Source organism: Thalassospira alkalitolerans, assembly GCF_002115745.1.
GTDB lineage: Bacteria > Pseudomonadota > Alphaproteobacteria > Rhodospirillales > Thalassospiraceae > Thalassospira > Thalassospira alkalitolerans.
In genome coordinates, this window is the sequence record NZ_JFKB01000005.1 from 273,726 (window position 1) to 297,945 (window position 24,220).

At 53.5% G+C, this 24,220-nt stretch carries 19 protein-coding genes; 15 read left to right on the top strand and 4 right to left on the bottom strand.

Translation table 11 applies throughout. The features are described from left to right. Window positions 1-186 precede the first annotated feature (186 nt). From TALK_RS09515 to rfbC, 15 genes are all read left to right on the top strand, one after another. The gene (locus TALK_RS09515) at window positions 187-1,977 is read left to right on the top strand and encodes a type I secretion system permease/ATPase (protein WP_085618184.1); all 1,791 of its coding nucleotides are present in this window, start codon (window positions 187-189) and stop codon (window positions 1,975-1,977) included. Further along, the gene (locus tag TALK_RS09520; protein WP_085618186.1) at window positions 1,974-3,356 is read left to right on the top strand and encodes an HlyD family type I secretion periplasmic adaptor subunit; all 1,383 of its coding nucleotides are present in this window, start codon (window positions 1,974-1,976) and stop codon (window positions 3,354-3,356) included. The genes TALK_RS09515 and TALK_RS09520 overlap by 4 nt, the downstream gene beginning before the upstream one ends. A 333-nt stretch (window positions 3,357-3,689) precedes the next feature. Beyond that, on the top strand, window positions 3,690-4,538 hold the full coding sequence (locus tag TALK_RS09525) for a calcium-binding protein (RefSeq protein WP_085618188.1): 849 nt from the start codon (window positions 3,690-3,692) through the stop codon (window positions 4,536-4,538). A gap of 72 nt (window positions 4,539-4,610) precedes the next feature. Further along, on the top strand, window positions 4,611-6,863 hold the full coding sequence (locus TALK_RS09530) for a glycosyltransferase (RefSeq protein WP_085618190.1): 2,253 nt from the start codon (window positions 4,611-4,613) through the stop codon (window positions 6,861-6,863). Continuing rightward, window positions 6,860-7,705, top strand: coding sequence for a class I SAM-dependent methyltransferase (locus tag TALK_RS09535; RefSeq protein ID WP_085618192.1), 846 nt, complete (start codon window positions 6,860-6,862; stop codon window positions 7,703-7,705). The genes TALK_RS09530 and TALK_RS09535 overlap by 4 nt, the downstream gene beginning before the upstream one ends. Further along, window positions 7,702-8,964, top strand: coding sequence for a glycosyltransferase family 4 protein (locus tag TALK_RS09540; protein WP_085618194.1), 1,263 nt, complete (start codon window positions 7,702-7,704; stop codon window positions 8,962-8,964). The genes TALK_RS09535 and TALK_RS09540 overlap by 4 nt, the downstream gene beginning before the upstream one ends. A 21-nt stretch (window positions 8,965-8,985) precedes the next feature. Then, window positions 8,986-9,780, top strand: coding sequence for a hypothetical protein (locus TALK_RS09545; RefSeq protein ID WP_085618196.1), 795 nt, complete (start codon window positions 8,986-8,988; stop codon window positions 9,778-9,780). Window positions 9,781-9,859: 79 nt separating this feature from the next. Next, a complete protein-coding gene (gene rfbA, locus TALK_RS09550; RefSeq protein WP_085618198.1) occupies window positions 9,860-10,852 on the top strand; it encodes a glucose-1-phosphate thymidylyltransferase RfbA in 993 nt (330 codons plus the stop codon). After that, on the top strand, window positions 10,845-13,037 hold the full coding sequence (locus TALK_RS09555) for a glycosyltransferase family 2 protein (RefSeq protein ID WP_085618200.1): 2,193 nt from the start codon (window positions 10,845-10,847) through the stop codon (window positions 13,035-13,037). Before rfbA ends, TALK_RS09555 begins: the two co-directional genes overlap by 8 nt. Beyond that, the gene (locus TALK_RS09560; protein ID WP_085618202.1) at window positions 13,024-14,346 is read left to right on the top strand and encodes a glycosyltransferase family 4 protein; all 1,323 of its coding nucleotides are present in this window, start codon (window positions 13,024-13,026) and stop codon (window positions 14,344-14,346) included. The genes TALK_RS09555 and TALK_RS09560 overlap by 14 nt, the downstream gene beginning before the upstream one ends. Window positions 14,347-14,382: 36 nt before the next feature. Next, entirely contained in the window at window positions 14,383-15,573 is a 1,191-nt protein-coding gene (locus tag TALK_RS09565; RefSeq protein WP_085618204.1) for a polysaccharide pyruvyl transferase family protein, read from the top strand. Window positions 15,574-15,670: 97 nt separating this feature from the next. After that, a complete protein-coding gene (galE, locus tag TALK_RS09570; RefSeq protein ID WP_085618205.1) occupies window positions 15,671-16,669 on the top strand; it encodes a UDP-glucose 4-epimerase GalE in 999 nt (332 codons plus the stop codon). Window positions 16,670-16,765: 96 nt separating this feature from the next. Beyond that, complete coding sequence (locus tag TALK_RS09575; RefSeq protein WP_245829811.1) at window positions 16,766-17,971, top strand: polysaccharide pyruvyl transferase family protein; 1,206 nt, start codon at window positions 16,766-16,768, stop codon at window positions 17,969-17,971. An 82-nt stretch (window positions 17,972-18,053) separates the two neighbouring features. After that, window positions 18,054-19,244 (top strand): hypothetical protein, encoded by a 1,191-nt coding sequence (locus TALK_RS09580; RefSeq protein ID WP_085618299.1) that lies wholly within the window; start codon window positions 18,054-18,056, stop codon window positions 19,242-19,244. A 16-nt stretch (window positions 19,245-19,260) separates the two neighbouring features. After that, entirely contained in the window at window positions 19,261-19,887 is a 627-nt protein-coding gene (gene rfbC / locus TALK_RS09585) for a dTDP-4-dehydrorhamnose 3,5-epimerase (RefSeq protein WP_085618207.1), read from the top strand. Here rfbC and TALK_RS09590 read toward each other — a convergent pair. The 4 genes from TALK_RS09590 to proX all read right to left on the bottom strand — a co-directional run bounded on the left by TALK_RS09590 (window position 19,860) and on the right by proX (window position 24,200). Further along, window positions 19,860-20,930, bottom strand: coding sequence for an HD-GYP domain-containing protein (locus tag TALK_RS09590; RefSeq protein ID WP_139833774.1), 1,071 nt, complete (start codon window positions 20,928-20,930; stop codon window positions 19,860-19,862). The genes rfbC and TALK_RS09590 overlap by 28 nt on opposite strands. A 155-nt stretch (window positions 20,931-21,085) precedes the next feature. Next, on the bottom strand, window positions 21,086-22,105 hold the full coding sequence (locus TALK_RS09595) for a quaternary amine ABC transporter ATP-binding protein (RefSeq protein WP_085618211.1): 1,020 nt from the start codon (window positions 22,103-22,105) through the stop codon (window positions 21,086-21,088). After that, window positions 22,102-22,968 (bottom strand): ABC transporter permease, encoded by an 867-nt coding sequence (locus tag TALK_RS09600; protein ID WP_085618213.1) that lies wholly within the window; start codon window positions 22,966-22,968, stop codon window positions 22,102-22,104. The genes TALK_RS09595 and TALK_RS09600 overlap by 4 nt, the downstream gene beginning before the upstream one ends. Before the next feature lie 215 nt (window positions 22,969-23,183). After that, the gene (gene proX, locus TALK_RS09605) at window positions 23,184-24,200 is read right to left on the bottom strand and encodes a glycine betaine/L-proline ABC transporter substrate-binding protein ProX (RefSeq protein ID WP_085618215.1); all 1,017 of its coding nucleotides are present in this window, start codon (window positions 24,198-24,200) and stop codon (window positions 23,184-23,186) included. Window positions 24,201-24,220: the final 20 nt, after the last annotated feature.

Below are 24,220 nucleotides of genomic sequence, written 5' to 3' on the forward strand. Positions count from 1 at the left end.
TCGTAATTTCGAAGTAATTTAAAAGTATTTTTATTTTCAAATTACTTCGAATTATTTTGTTTTTACATTGTTAGATCATAAACATGAGATCGACATATTTGATTTTATTGTAGACCATCATGATTCTGCAACTATGTGATTAGATTGCGGAAAAACTATGACTTTTGGCTGATTGGATGAATTTCAATGCATTTTGGTCGTAAAAACCTGCCAAAACCCGCAGAAAGCAAAGGTGCCAGACCCGCACTTGATGCGAAGTCGGTGATCCGCGAGGCCAGATACACCTTTGTCCGTGGGCTTGGATGGGCCGGGGTGATGAGTGGCTTTATCAATGTGCTGCAATTGACCGTCCCGCTTTTCATGCTTCAGGTGCATGATCGCGTGATCAATAGTCAAAGTACCGATACGCTGAAATTGCTTCTGGTGATCGCAATTGGTGCGATCATTCTGTATGGCATTCTTGATTTCATTCGGGCCCTGATTTTTCAGGAAATGGCCAAATCGCTTTTGCGCAGGCTTAATCTTCCGGCGATATCGGCTGCGATGGGCGTGGCCCTTGAAAAGGGATCGGTGCAGGGCACGCAAGTGCTGCGCGATTTATCCGATCTTCGCACCTTCATTAACGGAAATACGATTGGTGCCCCGCTGGAAGCAATCTGGGCGCCGATCTTTTTGGGGGTGATGTTTGCCTTGCATCCCTATTACGGGATTGCCGGGTTGATTGCTGTTCTGACCCTGATCGGGCTTAGCCTTTTGGGGGATTTGCTGGTGCGGCAAATCACCAAGGAAGCGACGGACGCCAATTTGCGCAATATCGGCGATATCGGATCAACCGTTTCCAACGCCGAGGCCATCGAAGCCATGGGGATGTTGCCCGCACTTGCAATGCGCTGGCGCCTGTCGCAACAACATGCCAGCGAATTGCTTGATATCGGAAATGCCCGCAGCAAGGGCATGTATTCGGTATCGCGTTCGGCGCGTTTCGGGATGCAAATCTGTGTCCTGGCGATGGGGGCCTATCTGGTGATTCAGGGGGAAACAACCCCCGGCGCCATGATTGGCGGGACGGTGATTATGGGCCGCTTGCTGTTGCCATTCGATAATGTAACGCGCGATTGGCGGGCATGGGTTTCGGCATTGTCGTCTTGGGGGCGAATTCGCAACATCCTTGAAGAACGCCAGTCAGAGCGCGAAATCGAACCGACGCCACGGTCCGAGGGGCCGCTTGTCGTCGATAATCTGGTTTATGCTGTGCCCGGTGCCAATGTACCGGTGCTGCGCGGGATTAATTTTAACCTTAACCCCGGTGAAATCTTGGGGGTTGTCGGGCCATCGGCCGCAGGTAAATCAACCCTGTCACGGGTTCTGGTCGGGGCAGCAAAGCCGACGGCGGGCGGTGTGTACCTTGACGGGCACAGCACGTATTTGTGGGAACGCGGGTCTTTTGGCGACATGGTCGGCTATTTGCCGCAATCGGTATCGCTTTTGAACGGCACCATTCGTGAAAACATTGGACGTATGCGACACGCCAATCCGCGCAAGGTGATTGATGCCGCCCGTGCGGCGGGTGTGCATGAAATGATTGGTCGATTGCCGCTTGGTTACGATACGCCAATTGGCGCGGGGCGACATACGTTGTCGGGCGGCCAGCAACAACGTATTGCACTGGCGCGTGCCCTGTATGGCTGGCCGCGTCTTTTGGTGCTGGATGAACCCAATGCCAACCTTGATGCCGAAGGCGAGGCGTCGCTTTTGCGGGCGGTAAAACAGGCCGCGGATGCCGGGGCGATGGTCGTCCTGATCGCGCATCGCCAGAATATCATGCAATACGCGCATAAGCTGCTGGTATTGCAGGAAGGTCGCGTCAAACAGTTTGGCGAACGCACCGATGTTATCCGGTCCATGACCCAGGATGACGACAACATCAAAAGCCTGCCGACAGTTAAACGCAATCAACACAACGGAGGTGCGGCATGAACCGTGTCATCAATGTTGATCATCGGGGGGATGTGATGTCCTCGGAAGATCTGCAACCTGCCTGGTATCAGGTGCTTGCCGAAGAACGCACTGCATCGCGCCAAAGTCTTCGCAAGCCGGTTATGGCCGGGATCATTGTCATTGTGTTGGGATTTGGCGGGTTCTTTTCCTGGGCCTTTACCGCCGAACTTGATAGTGCCGCCGTGGCATCGGGGTCGGTGATCGTTGATTCTCGCAAAAAGATCGTAAACCATTTTGAAGGCGGCATTTTGAAAAAGTTGCTGGTTGAAGAAGGCGACCATGTGGAGGCCGGCCAAATATTAATGTTGCTTGATGGAACACGCAGCGAGTCTGAATTGGGGCAGTTGCGCGGGGAACGTTACGGGCTTTTGGCAAAACTGGCGCGATTGCGTGCCGAACAAAGCGGGCAGGGTCAAATAGATTTCCCGCAGCAATTGCTTGATGCCCAACAGGATTATGTTGCCGATATTCTGGCAGATGAAAAACGGCTGTTTGGTAAACGCAACGAAGTCTATGGCGCAAAACGAAATGCCCAAGCCAAACAGATCGATCAGTTCGAAGCCGAAGCACAGGCCATAGAATCCCAGATCAAGGCCCGAACCCGCCAGGAAAAATTGGTTGCTGAGCAGCTTAAAGGCATTCGTCATCTGGCCGAAAATGGTTTTGCAACGCGGACCCAACTGGTCGAAGTTGAAAACAACTGGTCGGATCTGGTCGGTGATATGGGCGAGTTTAAAGCGCAAAAGGCTGCTGCTGAGCAACAAAAGGCCGAGGCCGAAATCAATCTTGCGTCGATTGAAATGGAATGGCAAAGCGATATTGCAACCGAAGTGCAGGAAGCCCAACTGGCCTTAAATGATGTCAGTCAGCGTTTGCGTGCGAGCGAGGACGTTCTTGATCGGTTGGAGGTCAAGTCACCGCAGGCCGGTACAGTGGTGAATATCCAGATGCGCACACCGGGTGGTGTCATCAGCCCGGCTGAGCCGATTATGGATATCATTCCTGAAAATGAACCGTTTTTGATCGAGGCCATGATCAACCGTCAGGATATCGATTCGATTCACGTTGGTTCAAAAGCCCAGATCAAATTAACCGCGTATAATCAACGTCGTTTGGCGCCGCTTCCGGGGGAGGTTCGCTATGTTGCGGCGGATCAGACGGTCGATGAAAAACGTGATGCGTCGTATTACATCGTACGCGCAGCAATCGACCCGGGTGCCTTGGATGATCGTGATGATATTCATCTGCGCCCAGGGATGCCTGCCGATATTCTGGTGTTGAAATCGCCCAGGCGCGCCATTGATTATCTGGTCGATCCGATCACGGATAGCATGGGGAAGGCCTTCCGCGAGGATTGATTTTACCTGATGAATTAATGCGAAAGCCGCAGGCCAAATGGTCTGCGGCTTTTTAATTTCAAGTATTGTTCAAATATAGAATTAAACATAAAACAAATAAAAACGAAAAATACGACAAATAAATATGTAAGTAGTAAGTAATTGTTGCCTTAATCCATAATATTGACACAATAAAAACACCAGAATATCTTCCTAAGATAAAATAAAAGAATGTAGGGTTGCTGTGTGGCCGATCTCAGGGTGGCCCGATAGCTGCCTTGAGGGAACGGCCAGCCTCTCGTGAGGGGAATACCCCCGCGATGTCAATAATGTTGGGACACGAAGGAGGATACCATGGCAACTCTCGAAGGCGGCGCCTTTGACGATGCGCTTCTCGGATCTCGTTTTAGTGACGTGATTTTTGGACGTGGCGGTGACGACACAATCTTTGGCCAAGGCGATGACGATGTTCTGTTCGGCGAAGAGGGCGATGATGTCCTGTTCGGCGGATCAGGCAGTGATGTCGTTCTTGGTGGCGAAGGTGAAGACATCCTGTTCGGTGGATCGGGTGACGATGTACTGATGGGGGGTGCTGGCAGCGACCTGTTGATGGGTGGTTCCGGCGAAGATGTGCTGACCGGTGGTGGCGGTGATGATGTCATGCTTGGCGGTTCGCACAGTGACGTCCTTAACGGTGGTGCCGGTGATGATCTTCTGTCCGGCGGTGCCGGTGATGATGTCATCACAGGTGGTGCAGGCGATGATCTTATGACTGGTGGTTCCGGTGATGACATCATGCTTGGCGGTGCCGGTGACGACCAAATCCTTGGCGGTTCTGGTGATGATATTCTTCAGGGCGGCGCAGGTGACGATCTGATCCTTGGCGGTTCTGGTGATGATATTCTTCAGGGCGGTGCAGGCGATGATCTGATGATCGGTGGATCGGGTAGCGATACCTTTGTCTTTACCGGTGGCGGCGGCAATGACGTCGTACTCGACTTCACTCTTGGCGAAGACATGCTGTCGATCAGCAAAGGTATCAATGGCACCGGTATTGAATCTGCCGATGACGTTGCTTCCCACGCAACGCAGGTTGGCGCCAATACTGTCATCGACCTTGGGAATGGTGATTCCATTACCCTGAACAATGTCGATGCAGAAGACGTCCAGGACAATCCGGACAGCTTCTTTAGCGTCCAGTAATCCGCGTGTTGACGCCCGCAACAAAATCGTTGCGGGCGTCACCCTGATCTTCTTGTGAAGTGAAAAATTACCATGCTTGAATTTGCCCCGTCCGACGCTGTGCGGACGACCGGCGATGCGCCGGACGTTTGTCTGCTTAACCCGGAAACCCTGCTTTTGATTTGGGAAATGCCGACCCGTCTATGGGCCGTGCCCAAACTTGAAACCACCGAAGGCAAGGCCGTCTCGCCGCAGGCCACCTTGCGCTTGCCACTAAATGGTGGCGGCACCCGGTTGTTGCGCGTCATTCGCCGCCCCATGGATGAACCGGTGTCATTTTTGGCCGAGGCGGGGACGCTGGGCCGCAAGGATGAAATTACCATCGACCCCGAAGGCGATTTTGAATTCGCCAATGCGGGCACGTTGCTTGACGATGTAACGCCTGCCGGGCGGCTGTCATTGATGTCGGCCTTGCTTGGCGCATGGGCCAGCATGTTTCGGGCACGCCGCAGCAAAAGTTATACGGTTTTCCTAAACAAACTGGTTTCTGAAATTGTCGATACGCCCCAGCGCGCCAAGGCCGTTGCAAAACTGTCCGATCAGCAAATCCTGATATCGGCCGGGCTGCCCGTGGCATTCGGTGAAATCGAGGCCGTCCATATCGTTTCGTCTTTCGGGTTTCGCCGGTTGCCGCTGCAACCCCATGAAAGCAGCGAAGGGCCGCAAGGCAAGAAACAGACTTACATGATCGCTGATCGCGACGGCACAGAAAACGGTGCCTATCTTGTCGTGACCGGTGGACGCGCGCTGGCTATTCGCCATCTGGCGGCGACGCCAGTTTTGCCCTCGTTGTCGCGATGGTGGCTGGCGCGCGGCAAATCCGATGCCGATCTGCGTGAATATATCATCGGTGCCATGGCACGCGGCGATACCAAGGCGCGCAAGGCCGCACTTGAATTTCAGTTACGCTGTCCGCTTTCAAGTCAGCGTGTGACGGGCGGTGGTGGCCTGCCAAGTGGCGAAGTCGACCTTGCGGTGACAACCGCGCGCGGCACATTGATCGGTGGCTGGTATCGCGACCCCGCTGAAATGATTGCCGGGATTGATATTCTTGATAGCAAGGGTACGGCACATCCGTTTGGCGATGGTTTCTATCGCTATGCCGGTAATGTGATGGATGATGATGGAACGGCACCGGCAACCGGGTTTGTCGGGTTCTATCGCGAAATCCAAAGTCAGGTGCCGATCTTGCAGCCACGCAGCCTGATGCGGCTGACATCGGGCAGCCGTCATCTGATGGTGCCAACCGCACAGCCGATTGATCCGGCCGAGGCACGGGCACGTATCCTGCGTGCCGTCCCGCCCCAGCATTTGACCGACGACATCATTGAAAACTGTTTGGCCCCGGTTATTGGCGATTTGCAGCAAAAGTTGCTGGCGGCCGTCAAGGTGGATCGCACCATCGAATTTGGCACCGCCCGCAAGGATCCGGCAGTTTCAATCGTTGTTCCGCTTTATCGTGTGCTTGATTTCTTGCGTGCCCAGGTCGGGGCCTTTGCCTGCGACCCGTGGATTTCGCAGTATTGCGATGTGATCTATGTGCTTGATTCCCCGGAACAGGCCGAGGAATGCGAACATTTGCTGCGTGGTTTGCATCTGCTTTATGACATGCCGATGCGGCTTGTGATCATGACGCGCAATGGCGGTTATGCCCGGGCGTGCAATGCCGGGGCGGAATATGCGCGTGCCGATTTGATCGCGATGCTGAATTCCGATGTTATCCCGCATCAAACCGGCTGGATGGAGTTGCTGGCATCGAAAATGGGCGGGCCACAGGAAGTTGCCGCTGTCGGGCCAAAGCTGTTGTTTGAGGATGGATCGCTTCAGCATGCCGGGATGTATTTCGCACAAAACGAGCGCGGACAATGGCTAAATCATCATTTCCACAAAGGCCTGCCCGAACAATTCCCGGATGCAAATATTGAACGTTCGGTACCGGGCGTTACCGGGGCCTGCATGCTGTTGCATCGTGATGCCTTTGACGGGGTCGGCGGCTTTACCGAGGATTACGTGATCGGCGATTACGAGGACAGCGATCTGTGCCTTAAGATCCGCAAGGCTGATTTCGATATCAAGTATATCCCCGATGCCAGCCTTTATCATTTCGAACGCAAGTCGATCTCGACCCATACCGATTACATGCAGGGGGTCGCGACGCAATACAACGCCTGGCTTCATGCATCGCGGTGGCGTGACATGCTCGAAGATTTTCATGCCAACGATGTTCCCCAAAACCGGCCGAACCACGCCATTCCGGGTGACGGCGATCACGGAGAAGCCGCATGAATCAGATCCTTGCCTTTTCCAATCCGAATGAACCGGTCCTTGATGCCAAAAGCGAACAGCATCTTGACTGGCTGTGTCAGCAGATCATTGCCAATCGTTTCCTGCCGGTCCCGCCCGAAGAAGCTGTGTTTGTCGGTGATGGTGATTACCGCGCGATCGGGGCGGAATTCCTTGCCCATTTCGTGCGTCGTGCCGGGCTGATGCCGGAATATGATGTGCTTGATATCGGCTGTGGTATTGGCCGCATGGCTGTGCCGTTGACCCAGTATCTTGACCGGGCTGATGCGATTTACGAGGGCATAGACCCGGTCGCCAACGGGATCGAATGGTGCAAACGCACGATTTCGCCAGCCTATCCAAATTTCGGATTTCAGGTTCAGGACGTCAAAAACGCGCTGTACAACCCCGAAGGATCCATCGGGGGGCGCGGTATGCGGTTACCTTATCAGGACGGTGTATTCGATTTTGCCGCAATGATCTCGGTGGCGACCCATCTGCCACCGGAAGAAATCGAAACCTATTGCGCCGAGGTTTTCCGCGTGCTGCGCCCCGGCGGGAAGCTTTTCCTGACCGCGTTTATCATTCGGGATGCCGATGAATTGACAAACCCCGGCTGTGATCCGCGGTTGACCGGGTTTGAACGACTTGAAAATCAACCGTGCTGGCACCTGAAAGGTGAAAACCCGATGGCGGCCGTCGGCTTTGATGACGGCTTCATCGATGGTGCGATGGCAAATGCCGGTTTCACCCTTGCTGCCAAGAGCTTTGGTACATGGCACGGCGATCCGGCCGATCATTACCAGGATTTCCTGATTGCTGAAAAACCGCGGAGGAATGCATGAACCCCCGTATTCTGGTTCTGGCGCATAATCACCCCGACCTGCATCCCGGCGGGACCGAGATTTTCGCCCATGATTTGTTTTCTGCCTATAAGCGGGCAGGGTGCGAAGCCGTTTTCGTCGGTGCGACCAACGATATCCACCGTGAACGTCGTCCGGGCACAAGTTTTCAGGCGATCAATGATGCCGGTGATGAAATGCTGTTCTGGGCCGGGCATTTCGACCGGTTCAATATGTCGCAGACAGACCTTTACGCGGTCGCCCCGAATTTTACCGAGCTTTTGAAAACCTGGGACCCGGATGTGGTGCATATCCATCATCTGGTTCTTTGGGGGATCGAATTGCCGATGCTGATCCGGCGTGTTTTGCCACATTGCCAGATCGTCATGACCCTGCACGATTATTACCCGATTTGCCCCAATGACGGCCTGATGATCCATCGTGGGACCCGGCAACGTTATTTGCAGGCAGATCGTATCGGGAAACGGTGCGGGCTGGATGGTATTGCTCCGGATCGTTTTTCGATGCGGACGGTCAATTTACGGAACCATCTGCGTGTTGTGGATCGTTTTTTGGCACCCAGTGAATTTCTGCGGGACCGTTATGTCGACTGGGGCATTGATCCGGCAAAAATTGACGTGATGCATAATGGACGTCCGCGTGCGCATGCCGTCCCGAAACGCGATGTCGGCACGGGTATGCCCAATGTTTTTGGTTATTTCGGCAATCTGAATCCTTGGAAAGGGGCGGATGTGCTGCTTGATGCCAGCCAGAAACTGACGATGGATGATGTTGATTTTGAACTGCGCATTCATGGTGGTGTGCCGTTCCAGACAGTTACCTTTAACGAAAAGATCGACGGCCTGTTTGAACAGACCGGATCAAAAGTACAGCGTATGGGCGCCTATGAACGTGCCGATATTCCCGAATTAATGGCGCGTGTTGACTGGGTGATTGTGCCGTCGATCTGGTGGGAAAATGCCCCGCTGGTCATTCAGGAAGCGTTTCAGCATGGCCGCCCGGTGATCACCAGTGGCATTGGCGGCATGGCTGAAATGGTGCGCGATGGTCATGACGGGATCCATGTTCGCCCGGATGATCCGGCTGAACTGGCCCGTGTCATCAAGGACTGCGCCACCAATCCAAAACTCTGGAAAAAGCTGTCGGGGCATGTGCGCCCACCGGCCGATATCGATGATGTTGCGCAAAAGCACCTTGTGCTGTTTCGCAAGATGATCCGTCCAGATTTTGTCGCGGCCTGACCCGGAACAAAGGAGCCATCCATGGCGATAGCCCAGCAAGACATGCGACATATATCTGCAAAGCCGTTGGTAAACCCGATTGGCAAAGACCCGGCCAAACCCGATGGCGAACCGGTTTTGCCGACGATTGAAGGACGGGTTGATGCCATTGATCGGCAACGTCTGTTTGGCTGGGTCTGGTGCCCGGAACGACCGGATGCGCGCATTGACGTTTTGGTGCGTCTGAATGGTCATACCCTGTTGCGGGTCAAGGCCGAAGACGAACGTGTTGATCTGCGGCGTAACGGGATTGGCGATGGCGCACATGCGTTCGAGGCGGAACTGCCCGAAGCCGCCCTTGTCACCGTCGAAAATATCACCGTTTTTGCCATTACGCCGGAAACTGGTGATCAGATTGAATTACGCATCCCGTCACAAAGTGAACAACATGCGCAATCGGCCATAACCGCACCGCTTGGTAAAATTCTGGATCGGCTGGATCGATTATTGGCCGCCCAGCACATCCTGCAAAATGGACAGCGCGAAGCGGCAAAGCGTTTGGTTGATGCCTCCAAACGCATGGATGAACTGGCATCTGCCGATGACGGGATCGAGGCCGGGGTGAAACTGGTTCGGACGGGGCAAGATGAACTTACCCGCCGTGTCGAGGAACTCGAAGTCTTTCTGGTCCGCTTTGACAAGTCGCTTGGCGGATTTGACGAACGTTTGTCGGTTCTGACCGAGCGGCACCGCAACGATTTGAAAACACCGCTTTTGGTCCTGTCTTTCCTGATTGGTGTGGCGGCCGGGATTTCTGTCGGTGCAATGGTGTGGTGATGCCAATGATGAAGACATCCAAATTCACATCATGCATCAAACCGGGCCATCAAACCGGCCTTAAGGCACGGAGGGCCGGATGAAGGGCATCATTTTGGCCGGCGGGACCGGTTCGCGGCTTTGGCCGATTACCCACGCCACCAGCAAACAGCTTTTGCCGGTTTGGGACAAGCCGATGGTGTTTTATCCGCTCAGCACGCTGATGCTGGCAGGTATCCGCGATATCCTGATCATCACGGCCAAGGGGCAGGTGGATGCCTTTGTCGGGTTGTTGGGCGATGGCAAACAGTTTGGCATCAATCTGAGCTATGTCGAACAGGATGCGCCAAATGGCATTGCCGAGGCGCTTCTGATCGGGCGGGAATTCCTGAATGGTGGTCCATGTGCCCTGATATTGGGGGACAACCTGTTTCATGGTGACAACCTTGGGGATCGACTTCGGGGGGCGGCAAAGCGCCATACCGGGGCGACGGTGTTTGTTCATGCCGTTCGTGATCCGGAACGTTACGGGGTGATGGCATTCGATCCCGATGGATTGCCGCTTGATATCATCGAAAAACCGTCGAACCCACCTTCCAATCTGGCGGTGACCGGGCTTTATTTCTTTGATGCGACGGCACCGGATCGGGTTGCCGATTTGCAACCATCCATACGCGGCGAGCTTGAGATTACCGACCTTAATCGAAGCTATCTTGAAGATCGAAAATTGACGGTCGAGATGCTTGGCCGGGGCTGTGCATGGCTTGATACCGGGACCCCCGCAAGTCTGTTGCAGGCCGCCCAGTTCGTTTATTCGATCGAGGAACGTCAGGGCCTTAAAATTGGCAGTCCCGAAGAAACCGCATGGCGGTTGGGATGGATTGACCGTGACGCGCTGACGCGCAGTGCCGGTTTCAGTGCCGCAAGTGATTATGGCCGTTACCTTAATGATATGGCCAACAGCTCGGAATTTTTAACCGTGTCGGCTTTGTCCGGTGTTCCGACACTGGAAATGTCTGTGCCATCTGACCCGACAGGAATGGTTTTCAACGCACAATCACCAGAAATAACAAGGAGGACAGGGCATGACTGAACCGTCTGGAATGCCGTTGGACGGCAGGACCGTTGTGGCCGCTTTGGTCGATGACGGGCTTGCGCTTATGGCTGGTGTCGGTGCTGCGATGCCGGCAACAATTGATGTATTCCTGAACGGTCAATCTGATGCCAAAGTTCAGGCATCGATCATAAGCTGGCGCCGGGCCGACGGCCCACCCGAGGCCGCATATGGTTTTGTGGCGCTTTTGCCGATGCAAAATGTATCGCAACGCCGGTTGAAAACCGCCCTGTTCAAGGCACCCGGCCAGCCCGGTGAATATCGGATCGAAAGCCGGTCACAGGGGCTTGAATCCATTCTGTCTGCGGTGGCCGAACAATCCGGGGCGGCATTTGCCACCGTGATTGATGGCGTGATCGAAGCCCTTTTGGCTGGAAACCCGAACAAAAAACGCCTGCGCACGGTTGCTGCCCTTGTCCGCATTGCCGCGCGCAGCAACGGCTTTATCGAGGTGCTTGGCGGTCTGGAAGAAGGCGATATCTATATTCAGGGCTGGTCAAGCAACTTTCCGACCGGGCGTATCCGCGTTATCGCCATTGATGATGGCCCGGTTCTGGCCGAACTGACCAGTGCCGAATTTTTGCGCGATGACCTTGGCGAACATGCGACGGGCGTTACCGGCCTGATGACTGGCGATACCAAAATCAATCCGGCCAAGTTGCAACGCGTTTATTTTCGGGGGCGCGACGGCTGGTTCTCGATCGAGGTTTACCAGCAACGTGTGCTTGTCGCGTTGCCCGATGTTCCGGCGCATATCCGTTCTGTTCTGGATCGGGTCAAGGCACCGGATAATATTCTTGAACAGATCCGCATGGCAGCCCATCGGTTTGACGGGCGCGATACGGTTTCCGAACTGGATCGCCCGGTCCGGATCGGCATTGATTTTTCGTTGGTGATTGAAGGCAGCGGCATTTTGATTTCCGGCTGGATGCTTGACCCGGATCGTGCGGTTGAAGGTGTCATGCTGCGTGTCGGGGGCGAGGCCATCCGGATCGATGATCGCTGGACCCGGCAATCGCGCCCGGATGTGACCAATGCGTTCTTGAATGATCCGATGTTTTCGGGATTGAACCCGGCGCGAAACAGCCACGGGTTTCTGGTGTTTAGTCCGCTTGAAGACACCCCGTCTTCTGATCAGCCGGTCTATCTTGAACTGGCGATCAATGATGCATTTCCGGCTTATTGCCCGTTAAACCCCACGCGGGCATCGGCGCGCCAAGCCTTGTCGCGCGTGTTGCCATCACTTGATCCACGCTCGGTCACTGCATCCAACAGCATTGAACGTCAGTTTGGTCCGATGTTGCAGAATATGACGGCACAAAGCCCCTATGCGATCGATACCCATGATATTGGCAATTTCGATGAAGATGCCCCGGTCGCGATGATCGTCGGGGTCGATGATACGATTTCTGATATCGGGGTCACGATTGCGTTGCTTGGACTAGATGATGTTACGCGTCATTTACCCATTGTGATTGCCGGTCCGGCCGAAAGTTTTGATCAGGTCGGCAGCGACATGATGCGGTTGGCCGCGTTTTACAAACTTAATGTCCGCATTGTCTTTGCCGAAGGGGTCGAGGATTTTTGCGACGCCTTGGAAGTTGGTATTGCGGCAACCAATTCCGAAACTCTGGCCTTGGTTTCGGCCCATATCCTGCCGCATGACAATGGCTGGTTCGAGCCACTTCTGGCTGCTTATCGCAAGCGCGGTAGCAAATGCGTCGTCTGCCCAACCATCCTGTTCGAAGATGATTCTGTTCGCTGGGCGGGCACATGGATCGAAGGCAATGTGGATGGGCAATATCTGGCGGATCGTTATGTCGGTTATCCGCGTGCGGTTCTGGCCGATGCCGAACCAACCGAAGTCAGCGCCGGGACCCCGGAATGCTGCATCCTACCACGCAAGGCATTTGAAGATATCAACGGCTTTACCCGGGGTTATATCGGCCCGGCGGAAAAGGGGCTCGACCTTGCGCTGAAACTGCGCCTGGGCGGAACGCCATCATGGTGGATTCCTGAAATTGAAGTACTGGGCAGCGAACAATCCATAACAAGCGCGCCCGCATGGGAGGAACTTTCGCATCGTCTTGACCGCTGGGCGTTTGATCGCCGCTGGTCATTGGTCGTCTCAAACTTGCGGAGCCACAATCATGCCGTCGACTGATTTGCGTGTCCTCATTATTTCGCATGGACATCCCAGCATGTCGCTGGGCGGGGCCGAGGTGGCCTCTTATAACTTGCACAAGGGTTTGAACGAGCTAGACGGGATCGAAAGTTTCTATCTGGCCCGTGTCGGCCATCCGGTGCCGCGTCACGGCGCGTCAGCATTGATGAGCCTGCGCCAGAAAGATAATGAAATCCTGTATCACGCGGAAAACTATGATCATTTTCTGCTATCGAATGGAAATACCGACGAGATAGATCGTGATTTGTTGCGCTTTGTGCGCGATTACGAACCTGATGTGGTGCATTTCCACCATTACCTCGGTCTTGGGCTTGAAACGATCTATGCGATCCGCGAAGCCATGCCCGATGCCGCGATCTTCTTTACCTTCCACGAATTTCTGACGATCTGTCACAACCACGGCCAGATGGTCAAAAGCGGCGGCACCAAGCTTTGCAACCGGGCAAGCCCGATTGAATGCAATGGCTGTTTCCAAAACATCTCGCCGGCGTCCTTTCTGCGACGTGAACGGTTCATCAAGGCGATGTTGAACTTGGCCGATCACTATGTGTCGCCCAGTGATTTCCTGGCTGATCGCTTTGTTGATTGGGGGCTGGACCGCGCCAAGATGTCGGTGATCGAAAATGGTCTGGATGTAAAGGAAACGGCAAATACCCGACCGCTTTCCAAGGCGCAATCGCGCCGGTCGCGTTTCGCATTTTTCGGGCAGTTAACGATGTTCAAAGGTGCCGATATCCTGCTTGATGCTGTCGGCCGTGTCCCGGATGAAATCTGGGGCGATGATGCGCGAATGATGATCTTTGGCGGTAACCTTGAACGGCAACCCATTGAATATCAGGAAAAAGTCCACGACCTGATCGAAAAGGCGGGCGAGCGTGTGCGCTTTTACGGCGCCTATCAAAACAGCGAAATGCCCAAGCTGATGGAACTTGCCGATTGGACGATCATCCCGTCGATCTGGTGGGAAAATTCGCCAATCGTGATCCAGGAAGCGTTCTTTCATGGTCGGCCAATGATCTGTTCGAACATTGGCGGCATGGCCGAAAAAATCACCGATGGTGTCAATGGGTTGCATTTTCGTGTCGGCAGTGCCGAGGACCTTGCGGATCGTCTGGTTGATGTGCTTACCGACACTAAAATCTGGGATCGGATGCGTGAAGGAATTCCGCGCCCGCCGACCTATATCGATTGCGCCGAGCAACATCTCGCGCAGTACCGGGAGGTTCTGGAGACCCGCCCGATGTCTGTGACTCCTGCGTCACAGCACTCCGTCGCCAGTACGGCATAACGATAATCAGAAGTTACCTAGCCAAGGAGAAACACTATGGCGCGCGTTCTCGTAATGATTCCATCGGGCGAAGTCTATGACCACGACAGCGTCCGTTGGTATAATTATCAGCAAATTCAACGCTATATCGATCACTATCACAATATCGGTGATGCGTTCGTATATGACTCGTCGTTAAAACTGATGAATTTCGAAAAACTTGGCGTTGTTGAAATTGCCAACCCGGACATGGCCCAGATCGACAAACTGCGCGAGGAATATGACTATGTCTTCCTGCGCGGGTCGAACTACATCCATTCCGGCATGCAGTGGCGTGAAACGATTGAGGTGCTTAAACGTTTGCGTCTGCCGGTTCTTGGTTTTGGTCTGGGGGCACAGGCCCCGGTCAAGGGCAAGATCAATCTGTCAGAACAGACCAAAACCGTCCTTCATATGATGGCGGATTCAACCACCTCTATCGGGGTGCGCGGGGCATATACCGCACAGGTATTGTGGGATATCGGTATTCGCAATGTGCGTATTGTCGGCTGTCCGACGGCATTTCGGTCAAATAATCCAGACATGCGGATCACGTTGCCGGAACTCGATACCGTTAAGGATGTCGGCATCACGTTGCGCCGTGAAGTGTCATCATCCTATGCGCAAAATATCGAACGTTACCTGACCTTCCATCGCGATCTGGTCAAGGAATTGGCACATCGGTTTGACAATGTCACCCTGATGGCACAGGGCGAACCGGAAGAAAAGAAACTGGTCTTTGGCACCGACGCACAGAAAGAAGAAGCGATTGCCGCCCTTAAGGGCAATCCGAGTGTCGGCAAGTGGTACATGGATGACGAAATGGAACGTCTGTATCGCTCCAAGATGTTTTATTCCGATGTGGTTTCCGATTACGAAAATCTTGTCCGTCAGAAAGATTGCGTTCTGGGCTATCGCCTGCACGGCAATCTGATGGCGCTGTCGAACGGGGTTCCGTCGATCTATTTCACCTATGACAGCCGCACGGTGGAATTCGCCGAAACCTATCAGATCCCATCTTATGACGTGTTCTCGAAAAAGGAATTCGTGCTCGAAGATTACTGGAATCAGGATCTGTTCGACAAATTCAATCGCGCCTGGTTCCAGACCTATCGCGAGATGGCAACATTCCTGACCGAAAACAATATCGATCACAAAATGGTCGATGTGATGGCCCGTGACGCTCAGCCCGAGCGCAAGGTCGCCTGATCAACCCGGTACAGCCGTTTTGTACCGGTAACGGGCAGGGCGGTTGTGCCATCCCAAGCATGTCCAAAAAGGACAGCGATAACAAGGAGACACGGCAATGACTGTACTTGTAACGGGTGGCGCAGGTTATATCGGTAGCCACGCAGCACTTGCACTTCTGGATGCCGGGCGAAAGGTCGTCATCCTCGATAATTTAAGTCAGGGGCATCGCTGGGCCGTTCCCGCCGGGGCCGCCTTTATCGAAGGCGATTGCGGTGATTATGACTTGCTCCGCAGGCTGATAACCGATCATGATATTAGCGCTATCATGCATTTTGCCGGATCAATCATTGTACCGGAATCGGTGGTTTATCCGCTGGATTATTACTACAACAACACAGTCAATTCGCGTGCCTTGGCACAGGCGGCTGTGGATGCGGGCATCCGCCATTTCATCTTTTCCTCGACGGCCGGTGTTTACGGTGAACCGGCCAAGACTCCGATCCTTGAAGACTTCCCGTCAAAACCGATTTCGCCCTATGGCACATCAAAAATGATGACGGAAAAGATGCTGGCCGATGCATCAATCGCCCATGACATGAACTATGTCGCGCTGCGTTATTTCAACGTTGCCGGTGCCGATCCCAAAGGCCGTTCCGGGCAGACATCGCGCAAGGCCACCCATCTGATCAAAATCGCCAGTCAGGCGGCCACTGGTCTGCGCCCGCATCTGGAAATTTATGGCGATGATTACGAAACCCATGATGGGACGTGCATTCGCGATTACATCCACGTTTCCGACCTTGCCAATGCGCATGTGCTGGCGCTTGAATATCTGGAAAATGGTGGGGAAAGCGATGTGATGAATTGCGGCTATGGGCGTGGTTTCTCGGTCAGGGAAGTGATTGCCGCAGTCAAGGACGTTTCGGGTGTTGATTTCCCGGTCAAATTGGCTGAACGCCGTCCGGGTGATCCGGCGGCATTGATTGCCGGTGCGGATCGTGTTCGTGAAAAGCTTGGCTGGAAACCACAGCATGACAATCTTGAAGTGATCGTGCGTCACGCCCTTGACTGGGAAGTAAGCCTGAAAACCCGCCAAGTGGTCGACGCCGCATAAACCTACGCGCCAGAAGGGAGGAAACGTTCAAACACGAGCATCGCGGTCAAGATGAAGCCGAAAATGGCGCGGACCGCAACAGCAGGAGTACCAGAAATGAGCCAGGAAACCCCTTCAACTGGCCGCAAGCCCCGTATCGGCGTTCTTATGCCAGCGGGCAGGGTTGTCGAAAATGTCGGCGTGGTAACGCACACATTCGGGTCCCCCGAAAAAGCCACCCGTCTTTTCACCAATATTGGTGATTGTTTTGTCTATGATTCGTCCCTGCGAATATTGGATTACGCGGAACTTCATCCCATTTATGCCCCGGCCAGCGGCGATTTGTCCCCGGCCCAGGTCGAAAAGATCAACCAGCTTGATTACATCTTTTTGCGCGGATCGAACTATATCCACACCAATGGTAAATGGGACCCGATCACACGGGTTTTGGAACAAACCAAAGTCCCGGTTATCGCATTCGGGATCGGGGTGCAGACCCCTGATAATTCCGAAGAATACGTCAATGAATCGACCAAACGCTTTTTACAGGTGGTTTCGCATCGTTCGGCAACCCTTGGTGTGCGCGGCTATCTTTCGAAAAAGGCGCTGAATTCAATCGGAATCAAAAATGTCCGTATTTTTGGATGTCCGACGGCATTTCGTCATTGCAAACCAAAACTAATCCTGCCGCGTATCAAAGCGGCCGATATCAAAAAGCTTGGCTTTACCCTGCGGCGCAAAACGCCCAGATTTGTCATGTTGCAACGTTATCTGATGCGCACTCTTTCGGAACGATACCGGACGGAATTTCTGTGCGCTGGCGAGCTGGAAGAAAAGGCGATCTTCTATGCGCGCTGCAATCAAATCGCCAATGCAAATCAGGTGATGACCGATGCGGTCAATCAACTGATCAAGGAAAACTGGCTGTATGGTGAAGACGATCCGATCCTGCAGCTTTACCGATCATCATTGTCGGTTTTCGAAACGGTCGCCGATTTTGAAGAAGCTGAACGGCATCTTGATGCCGTAACCGGGTTCCGGTTGCATGGCAATTTGCTGGCGCTCGCCAATGAAGTGCCAGCCCTTTACATCACCTATGACACGCGAACCCGCGAATTTGTCAAAACCCTTGGCATTCCCCATGTCGATGGTCGCTATATCGATAAGTTTTCCTTTGAAGAAGCCTGGGATCAAGCTGATTTTGGCCATTTCGAAGAAACCTATCAAATGCGGTTTGGCGAATTGAAAACCTTCCTTGAAGAAAACAGCATGGCGCATCGCCTAGGCACCACCCCGACCCCTTATGTTGCCGAGGCGGCGTAATTCATGCTGCGCGGGCATGACTGGTTCCCCAAGCCCGGTCATGCCCGGCCTTCTTCTTGTTTGAATGGCAATGGATGGATCTGTGTTGGCCAAATCGCATATTCGCAACATGATGGTGATGATTGTAACCGTGCTGTCAGGCGGCGGTATACTTGTCCTTGCATCGCTGAAAACAGCGGCACTGGAACTGACCGTTACCGGCCCGCAACAGATTATTTTCGATAGCGACGTTTCAGGATGCGACGGGCATCATTTGCCCGATGCGCCCGCGCGCGCCTTTCGCGATGATCAGGGGCGCATGATCCTGTTTGCACCCAATTTTCAAAACCGCGCCTTTGTCGGATACGGGTTCGACAGTTTGAAACCGGATTGCGACAGCCGTTTCATGGCAGCAGGCAAGGCACAGCCTGATTTGCTGGATGATCGTACATGGATCCATGCCGTTTATACCAATGACGGCAAAACCGTTTATGCGCTTGGCAGTGCCAGTTTCATGCCTTATCGCCACAACATGCCGTGCAAGGGACGAACCCAACGCATTGATTGCTGGATCAACGGGCTTGTGACCCTGAAATCGACCGATAGTGGCAAGACGTTTGATTATTTGGGCAAGCCACCGCATCACGCACCGTTTCCGCCGCCCCAACCCTATCGCGATGATCGCAAAATTGCGCCCAGTTATGTAACGGTGACGAACATCATCAACTGGCAGAATTACCTTTACGCCATTGTTTGGCGGCGCGAGGAAGAATGGAAAAATTCGCGCAACTGTCTGGTGCGGGCACCGGCCAATGATCCGTCAAGCTGGCAGGTATGGGATGGCAATGATTTCATCGATGCGGCCCAATTGACCGATGATGGTTGGCAGGTGCACCAAACCGATTGTGCCCGCGTCGGACCAAGGGGGATTACATCCATCCGGGGGCTGGTGCGTCACGAAGGCAGCAATACCTTTATCGCGATCTATCAGCATCGCCAGCGCAACAAGGACGGCACGGATCGTCACGGCATCTTCTATTCCACGTCGAGTGATATGAAAGTCTGGTCTGAACCGTATCTTCTGCTGGCCGAGGACCTGATGCCCGATGCCGGGCCAGGGGACCCGTTTGCCGCCTATGCCACCATGATTGATGAAGACAGTCAGGATCGGTTGTTTGGCACTGTTGATGATACGGCCAGCCTGGTTTTCGTGCGGTTGATCCCCAAACGCCATAACGGCGGCTGGCGTGTGCCGCGCCAGCTTGTGCGTTATCGCGTTTCCATTCGGAAATAACAAAAGGAACAAGGTCATGGAATTCGACCGCTTTGATATCGATGGGCCAGTGCTTTTTGTGCCCAATCGTCACCGTGATCCGCGCGGTACCTTTGCCGAAATATTTCGCGAGGACGAATTTCGTGCCGAGATCGGTGACGTGACACTGGTGCAGGAAAATCAATCAATCAGCAAACCGATTAACACCATTCGCGGCCTGCATTATCAATCCGAACCCCGGGCACAGGGCAAGCTTGTGCGTGTAACATCAGGGGCAATTATGGATGTTGCCGTTGATATTCGCCCATATTCGCCAACGTTCGGACAGCATATCAAGATCGAACTTTCGGCTGAAAACTGGTATCAACTTTGGATTCCGGCGGGATTTGCCCACGGGTTCCGCACCCTGCGCCCCGAGACCGAGGTGATCTATAAGGTATCGGATTATTATAGCCCGGAACATGATCGCGGAATTGCCTGGAATGACCCTGATCTTTGCATTGATTGGGAATTGTTCGGGCAGCAACCTGTTCTGTCGGCAAAGGATCGTGCACAACCGGCATTGGGTAATTTGTTTCCGCTGGAATTGGCGCGTGTCGTGACCGGGCATTCCGCCCTGACACAGCCAATGGTCCGTTACGGCATTTCTGCTGGTGACAGATAAAGCGGGGCCAGTGCGATCAGGGTTTCGTCGGGTTTTTCAAGGATCGAATTGACGTTGTTTTCAAGCGCCTTGCCAAGTGCGTGGACCAGAACCTTTTCAAGCTTGCCCTTGCGGGCCATCTGCAAAAGGATGGCCAAGGATTGCGCCACCGTAAAGGGTTCTTTATACGACCGGCGTTCAAGCAATGCCCCCATGATGTCGCAGACCGTCAGGATGCGTGTCAGATCGCGGATTTGATCATGGGCCAATCCATCGGGATAACCGCTGCCGTCAAGGAATTCGTGATGATGCAGGATGGCATCCAAAACGTCTTCGGAAAGTCCTTCCTGCTTTGCCAGAAACCGATAGCCCGCGCGGGGATGAGTGCGGACGATATCGAATTCCTCGGGGGTTAATTTTCCCGGTTTATCAAGGATTTCAGCCGGAATATCGACCTTGCCGATATCATGCAGCAGCCCGGCAATGGTCAGTTTTTCGATATCAACACGTCGCATGCCTATTGACGAGGCAAACGAACAGGCAAGCCCGGTCACGATCAGAATGTGTTGAAACGTCGTTTGGTGATAGGCGCGCACCGTCGAAAGCCATTCATTAACGCCAATGCCGTCGATGGTATTGGCGATTTCTTTGCCCGTCGATGCAACATCGCCAAGATCGACGGGTTGATTGGCGCCAAACCGGGCAAAGGTATTTTCAAGCGTTTTTGCCGCTGTATTCACAGCCTTTCCGGTGGCGGATGCGGGCATGCCCGAAAGATCGCGCAATTCTTCGATGAGCCGGGCAAGGGCGGTATCATTAAGCGGCTTGTGGATTGTCTTGCGTGCGCCAAGGGTCCGTGCCTGCAATTCTTCCTGCAAATCGCCCTTGCTGATGGCGAAAATCTGTTTGCAGTTCGACGGTGCATTTTTGCGAAACGCAGCAAGTTTCGCAATCGTATCGGTATTGTTCAGATCGACATCAATGATGATGCTGTTGGCATCAAGCGGGATTTTATCGGCAATTGACGAAACCCTGATGTCAAACCCCAACAGGGATGTCGGCATCAGTTTGGTTTGCGCGTTTTCGCAAACAACGTGCAATATGTTTGTGCGGTCTGAATTCAACGCAATGCCATCACGGTGATTGAATGTTTGTCTGCTTATACGTTCGTCTAATATGAGTAATTTATCAAGTAATTATAACTGTCTAATCGCATAAGTTACGCGACAAGTGCCGCAATCACCTGTTCTTTGCTTAAGATACCAATCAGTTTTTCCTGACCATCAATCACCGACATTGATCCGTTTGTCGCAAGGGCGACGGGCAGAATATCTTCAAGGCGCATGTCATCGGCAATCCGGGGCCAGCTTGCATTGATGTTGTCATCGTCTGAAATCGGCTGCATCAAAGTTCGAGCGCGCAAGACCCGCGACCGGTTCACATCGCGGGTAAATGCCCGAACATAATTATCGGCCGGGTGCATGATAATTTCCTCGGGGCGGCCGGTCTGGATCAGTTTACCATCCTTTAAGATTGCAATACGGTCGCCAAGCTTTAGGGCTTCGTCCAGATCATGGGTGATGAAAACAATGGTTTTGTGAAGCTCGCCTTGAAGCTTAACCAATTCATCCTGCATGTCATTGCGGATCAGCGGATCAAGGGCCGAAAATGCCTCGTCCATCAAAAGAACTTCGGGATCGGTGGCCAATGCGCGGGCAAGGCCGACACGTTGTTGCATGCCGCCTGAAAGCTGATCGGGGAATTTATCTTCATAACCGCCAAGTCCGACCCGCTCGATCCAGTTGCGCGCCGCATCTTCACGGGTTTTACGATCCTGTCCCTGAATTTCCAGGCCATAGGCGACATTGTTGATCACGTTGCGATGGGGCAAAAGACCAAACCGCTGAAATACCATACCAAGCCGCTTGCGCCGGAACGCATTCAACTCGCTGATGCTCATGGCAAGGATATCGGTGCCGTCAAAAAGAACTTCACCCGATGTTGGATCAATCAATCGGTTCAAATGCCGGATCAGGGTCGATTTTCCCGATCCCGAAAGCCCCATAACAACGAATGTTTCCCCGCGTTCAATTGAAAGCGACACATCATGCAGCCCGACCGTATGGCCGGTTTTTGCAAGGATTTCATCCTTATCGGCACCGGCCTTTGCCATTTGAAGCGCCGTTTGCGGATCAGGACCAAAGATTTTGAAAATATTGCGGATTTCGATATAGCTCATGACTTGTCCTCCGCCAAAGGACTGCGTTGCGATCGCTTGCCATAGGCCTGTCCGATCCGGTCAAATACAACGGCCAACAGTACAATCGCAATGCCTGCTTCCATGCCTGCGCCAACGTCAAGGCGTTGAATTCCCATCAAGACCCGCTCGCCCAGCCCGCGCGCACCAATCATCGATGCAATCACCACCATCGATATTGACATCATCGTCGTCTGATTGATCCCGGCCATAATGTTTGGAAGCGCCAGCGGGAGCTGAACTTTCCACAATATCTGACGGCGGCTGGCGCCAAAGGACCGGGAAGCCTCCAATACCTCGCGATCGACCAGCCGAATGCCCAGATCCGTCAGACGAATGACCGGTGGGGCAGCATAAATCACCGTGGCCAGAATGGCAGGAACCTTGCCCAACCCAAACAGCATCAGGGCCGGGATCAAATAGACAAAGCTTGGCATGGTTTGCATGGTATCAAGGATTGGTAACATCACGGCGCGCAGGCGGTTCGATAGCGCCATGGCAATCCCAACCGGAACGCCAATAATTACTGAAAGCGACGTTGCGACAATCATCAGGGCCAAGGTTTGCATCGCCTTGTCCCAAAGCCCAAGCGTCCCGATGGCGATCATTGCAATCGCCAGCCCGGCGGCAATTTTCCAACTGCGGCTGGCATGAAACCCGATGACGGCAATCGCAATCACCATGATCCACCATGGTGTGCCGCGCAGGATATGTTCCAGCCATACCAGCACGGTTAGCAGGCTGTCGGCAAAGGCCTCAAACCCGTCGCCATAATTCACCACCAGCCAATCAACAAAGCGATTGACCCACTTGCCCAAAGGGACGTTCAGTTTTTCCGGAAACATGGCGCGCGTCTGATCCGTGCTGCTCAAAAAATCAACGAGCGTACAAACCTAGCAAGATCACGTTGCCAGCGCACCCGTAATTCTAACGATGGCTGACATCTCCTGACAGTTTTGGTGGTTTTTGATGGTAACAAAAAACACCCCGCAAGATTTCTCCCGCGGGGTGTTTGATATTTGGTGATCAGGTTTTGGCCTGATCGCTGTAATCACATGGATTACATGCCAGCTTTACGTGCTTCTTCAAGCCAGCCGTCGAATTTCGCCTGATTTGCCTTGATCCAGGCATCAGCGTGACGGGCGACATCCTCGGCCGATTTTTCGCCGTCGCGCATGCGAAGGTTCTGCGACGAAATGTCGTTGGCTGAAACCTGCATGATTTCAAACAGTTTGGCCGCTGCCGGGTTTGCATCAGTCCATGCCTTGTTGGCGATGATCTGCTGATTGTTAACCTGGAAGCCATAGTTTGAACCATCCGGAAGGGCGGTGTCGGCTTCTTTGTTTTCACCCGGAAGTGACGAGAACGGAACCTGCAACCAGGTTACATCTTTGCCCGGGACCAGAACGCCCGAAACCCAATAAGGGGTCCAAGTGTAATACAGGACCGATTCACCGGCTTTGTAACGGGTGATGGTATCGGCGATGATGGCCGAATAAGAACCCTGATTATGGGTTACCGTGTCGCGCAGTTTATAGGCATCAAGGTGATTTTCGATCACACCTTCACAGCCCCAGCCCGGGTTGCAACCAGCAAGATCGGCTTTGCCGTCGCCGTTGTTGTCGAAAATCTTGGCGATTTCCGGATCGGAAAGCTGGCTGATATTGGTGATGTTATATTTATCAGCGGTTTTCTTGTCGATCAGGTAACCCTGAAGCGCACCGGCAGAATAAACGCCTTTGCGATACAGTTTTTCATCACCACCGGCTGCTGTATAGAAATCAGCATGCAGCGGGTTCCAGTGATCGGCAAGGAAGGTTGCATCGCCATTGCCGATGGCAACATGGCCAGCAGCATATTCGATTTCCTGAATGTCCTTGACGTCATAGCCAAGTTCTTCAAGTGCCTTCATGACCAGAAGGGTCTGGAAGGTTTCTTCGGCGATCGAGCTTTTAAGCGGCTGGACTTCAACGCCGGCACCCGGCTTCATGTCGTCGGCAAATGCCATGCCGCTCATCAGAAGCGAGCCGGTCAGTGCGATGGCAGCACCGGTGGAAAGTTTTTTCAGGATCGTCATTAGCTTCTCCTAGTTTAATG

Excerpts from the sequence above, each read along its gene's own strand:
- TALK_RS09590 (WP_139833774.1), bottom strand. The coding sequence starts at position 20,930 with ATGCCGACATCCCTGTTGGGGTTTGACATCAGGGTTTCGTCAATTGCC.
- TALK_RS09595 (WP_085618211.1), bottom strand. The coding sequence starts at position 22,105 with ATGAGCTATATCGAAATCCGCAATATTTTCAAAATCTTTGGTCCTGAT.
- TALK_RS09535 (WP_085618192.1), top strand. The coding sequence starts at position 6,860 with ATGAATCAGATCCTTGCCTTTTCCAATCCGAATGAACCGGTCCTTGAT.
- TALK_RS09540 (WP_085618194.1), top strand. The coding sequence starts at position 7,702 with ATGAACCCCCGTATTCTGGTTCTGGCGCATAATCACCCCGACCTGCAT.
- proX (WP_085618215.1), bottom strand. The coding sequence starts at position 24,200 with ATGACGATCCTGAAAAAACTTTCCACCGGTGCTGCCATCGCACTGACC.
- galE (WP_085618205.1), top strand. The coding sequence starts at position 15,671 with ATGACTGTACTTGTAACGGGTGGCGCAGGTTATATCGGTAGCCACGCA.
- rfbA (WP_085618198.1), top strand. The coding sequence starts at position 9,860 with ATGAAGGGCATCATTTTGGCCGGCGGGACCGGTTCGCGGCTTTGGCCG.
- TALK_RS09530 (WP_085618190.1), top strand. The coding sequence starts at position 4,611 with ATGCTTGAATTTGCCCCGTCCGACGCTGTGCGGACGACCGGCGATGCG.
- TALK_RS09600 (WP_085618213.1), bottom strand. The coding sequence starts at position 22,968 with ATGTTTCCGGAAAAACTGAACGTCCCTTTGGGCAAGTGGGTCAATCGC.
- TALK_RS09560 (WP_085618202.1), top strand. The coding sequence starts at position 13,024 with ATGCCGTCGACTGATTTGCGTGTCCTCATTATTTCGCATGGACATCCC.
- TALK_RS09565 (WP_085618204.1), top strand. The coding sequence starts at position 14,383 with ATGGCGCGCGTTCTCGTAATGATTCCATCGGGCGAAGTCTATGACCAC.
- TALK_RS09525 (WP_085618188.1), top strand. The coding sequence starts at position 3,690 with ATGGCAACTCTCGAAGGCGGCGCCTTTGACGATGCGCTTCTCGGATCT.
- TALK_RS09520 (WP_085618186.1), top strand. The coding sequence starts at position 1,974 with ATGAACCGTGTCATCAATGTTGATCATCGGGGGGATGTGATGTCCTCG.
- TALK_RS09515 (WP_085618184.1), top strand. The coding sequence starts at position 187 with ATGCATTTTGGTCGTAAAAACCTGCCAAAACCCGCAGAAAGCAAAGGT.
- TALK_RS09555 (WP_085618200.1), top strand. The coding sequence starts at position 10,845 with ATGACTGAACCGTCTGGAATGCCGTTGGACGGCAGGACCGTTGTGGCC.
- rfbC (WP_085618207.1), top strand. The coding sequence starts at position 19,261 with ATGGAATTCGACCGCTTTGATATCGATGGGCCAGTGCTTTTTGTGCCC.
- TALK_RS09545 (WP_085618196.1), top strand. The coding sequence starts at position 8,986 with ATGGCGATAGCCCAGCAAGACATGCGACATATATCTGCAAAGCCGTTG.
- TALK_RS09575 (WP_245829811.1), top strand. The coding sequence starts at position 16,766 with ATGAGCCAGGAAACCCCTTCAACTGGCCGCAAGCCCCGTATCGGCGTT.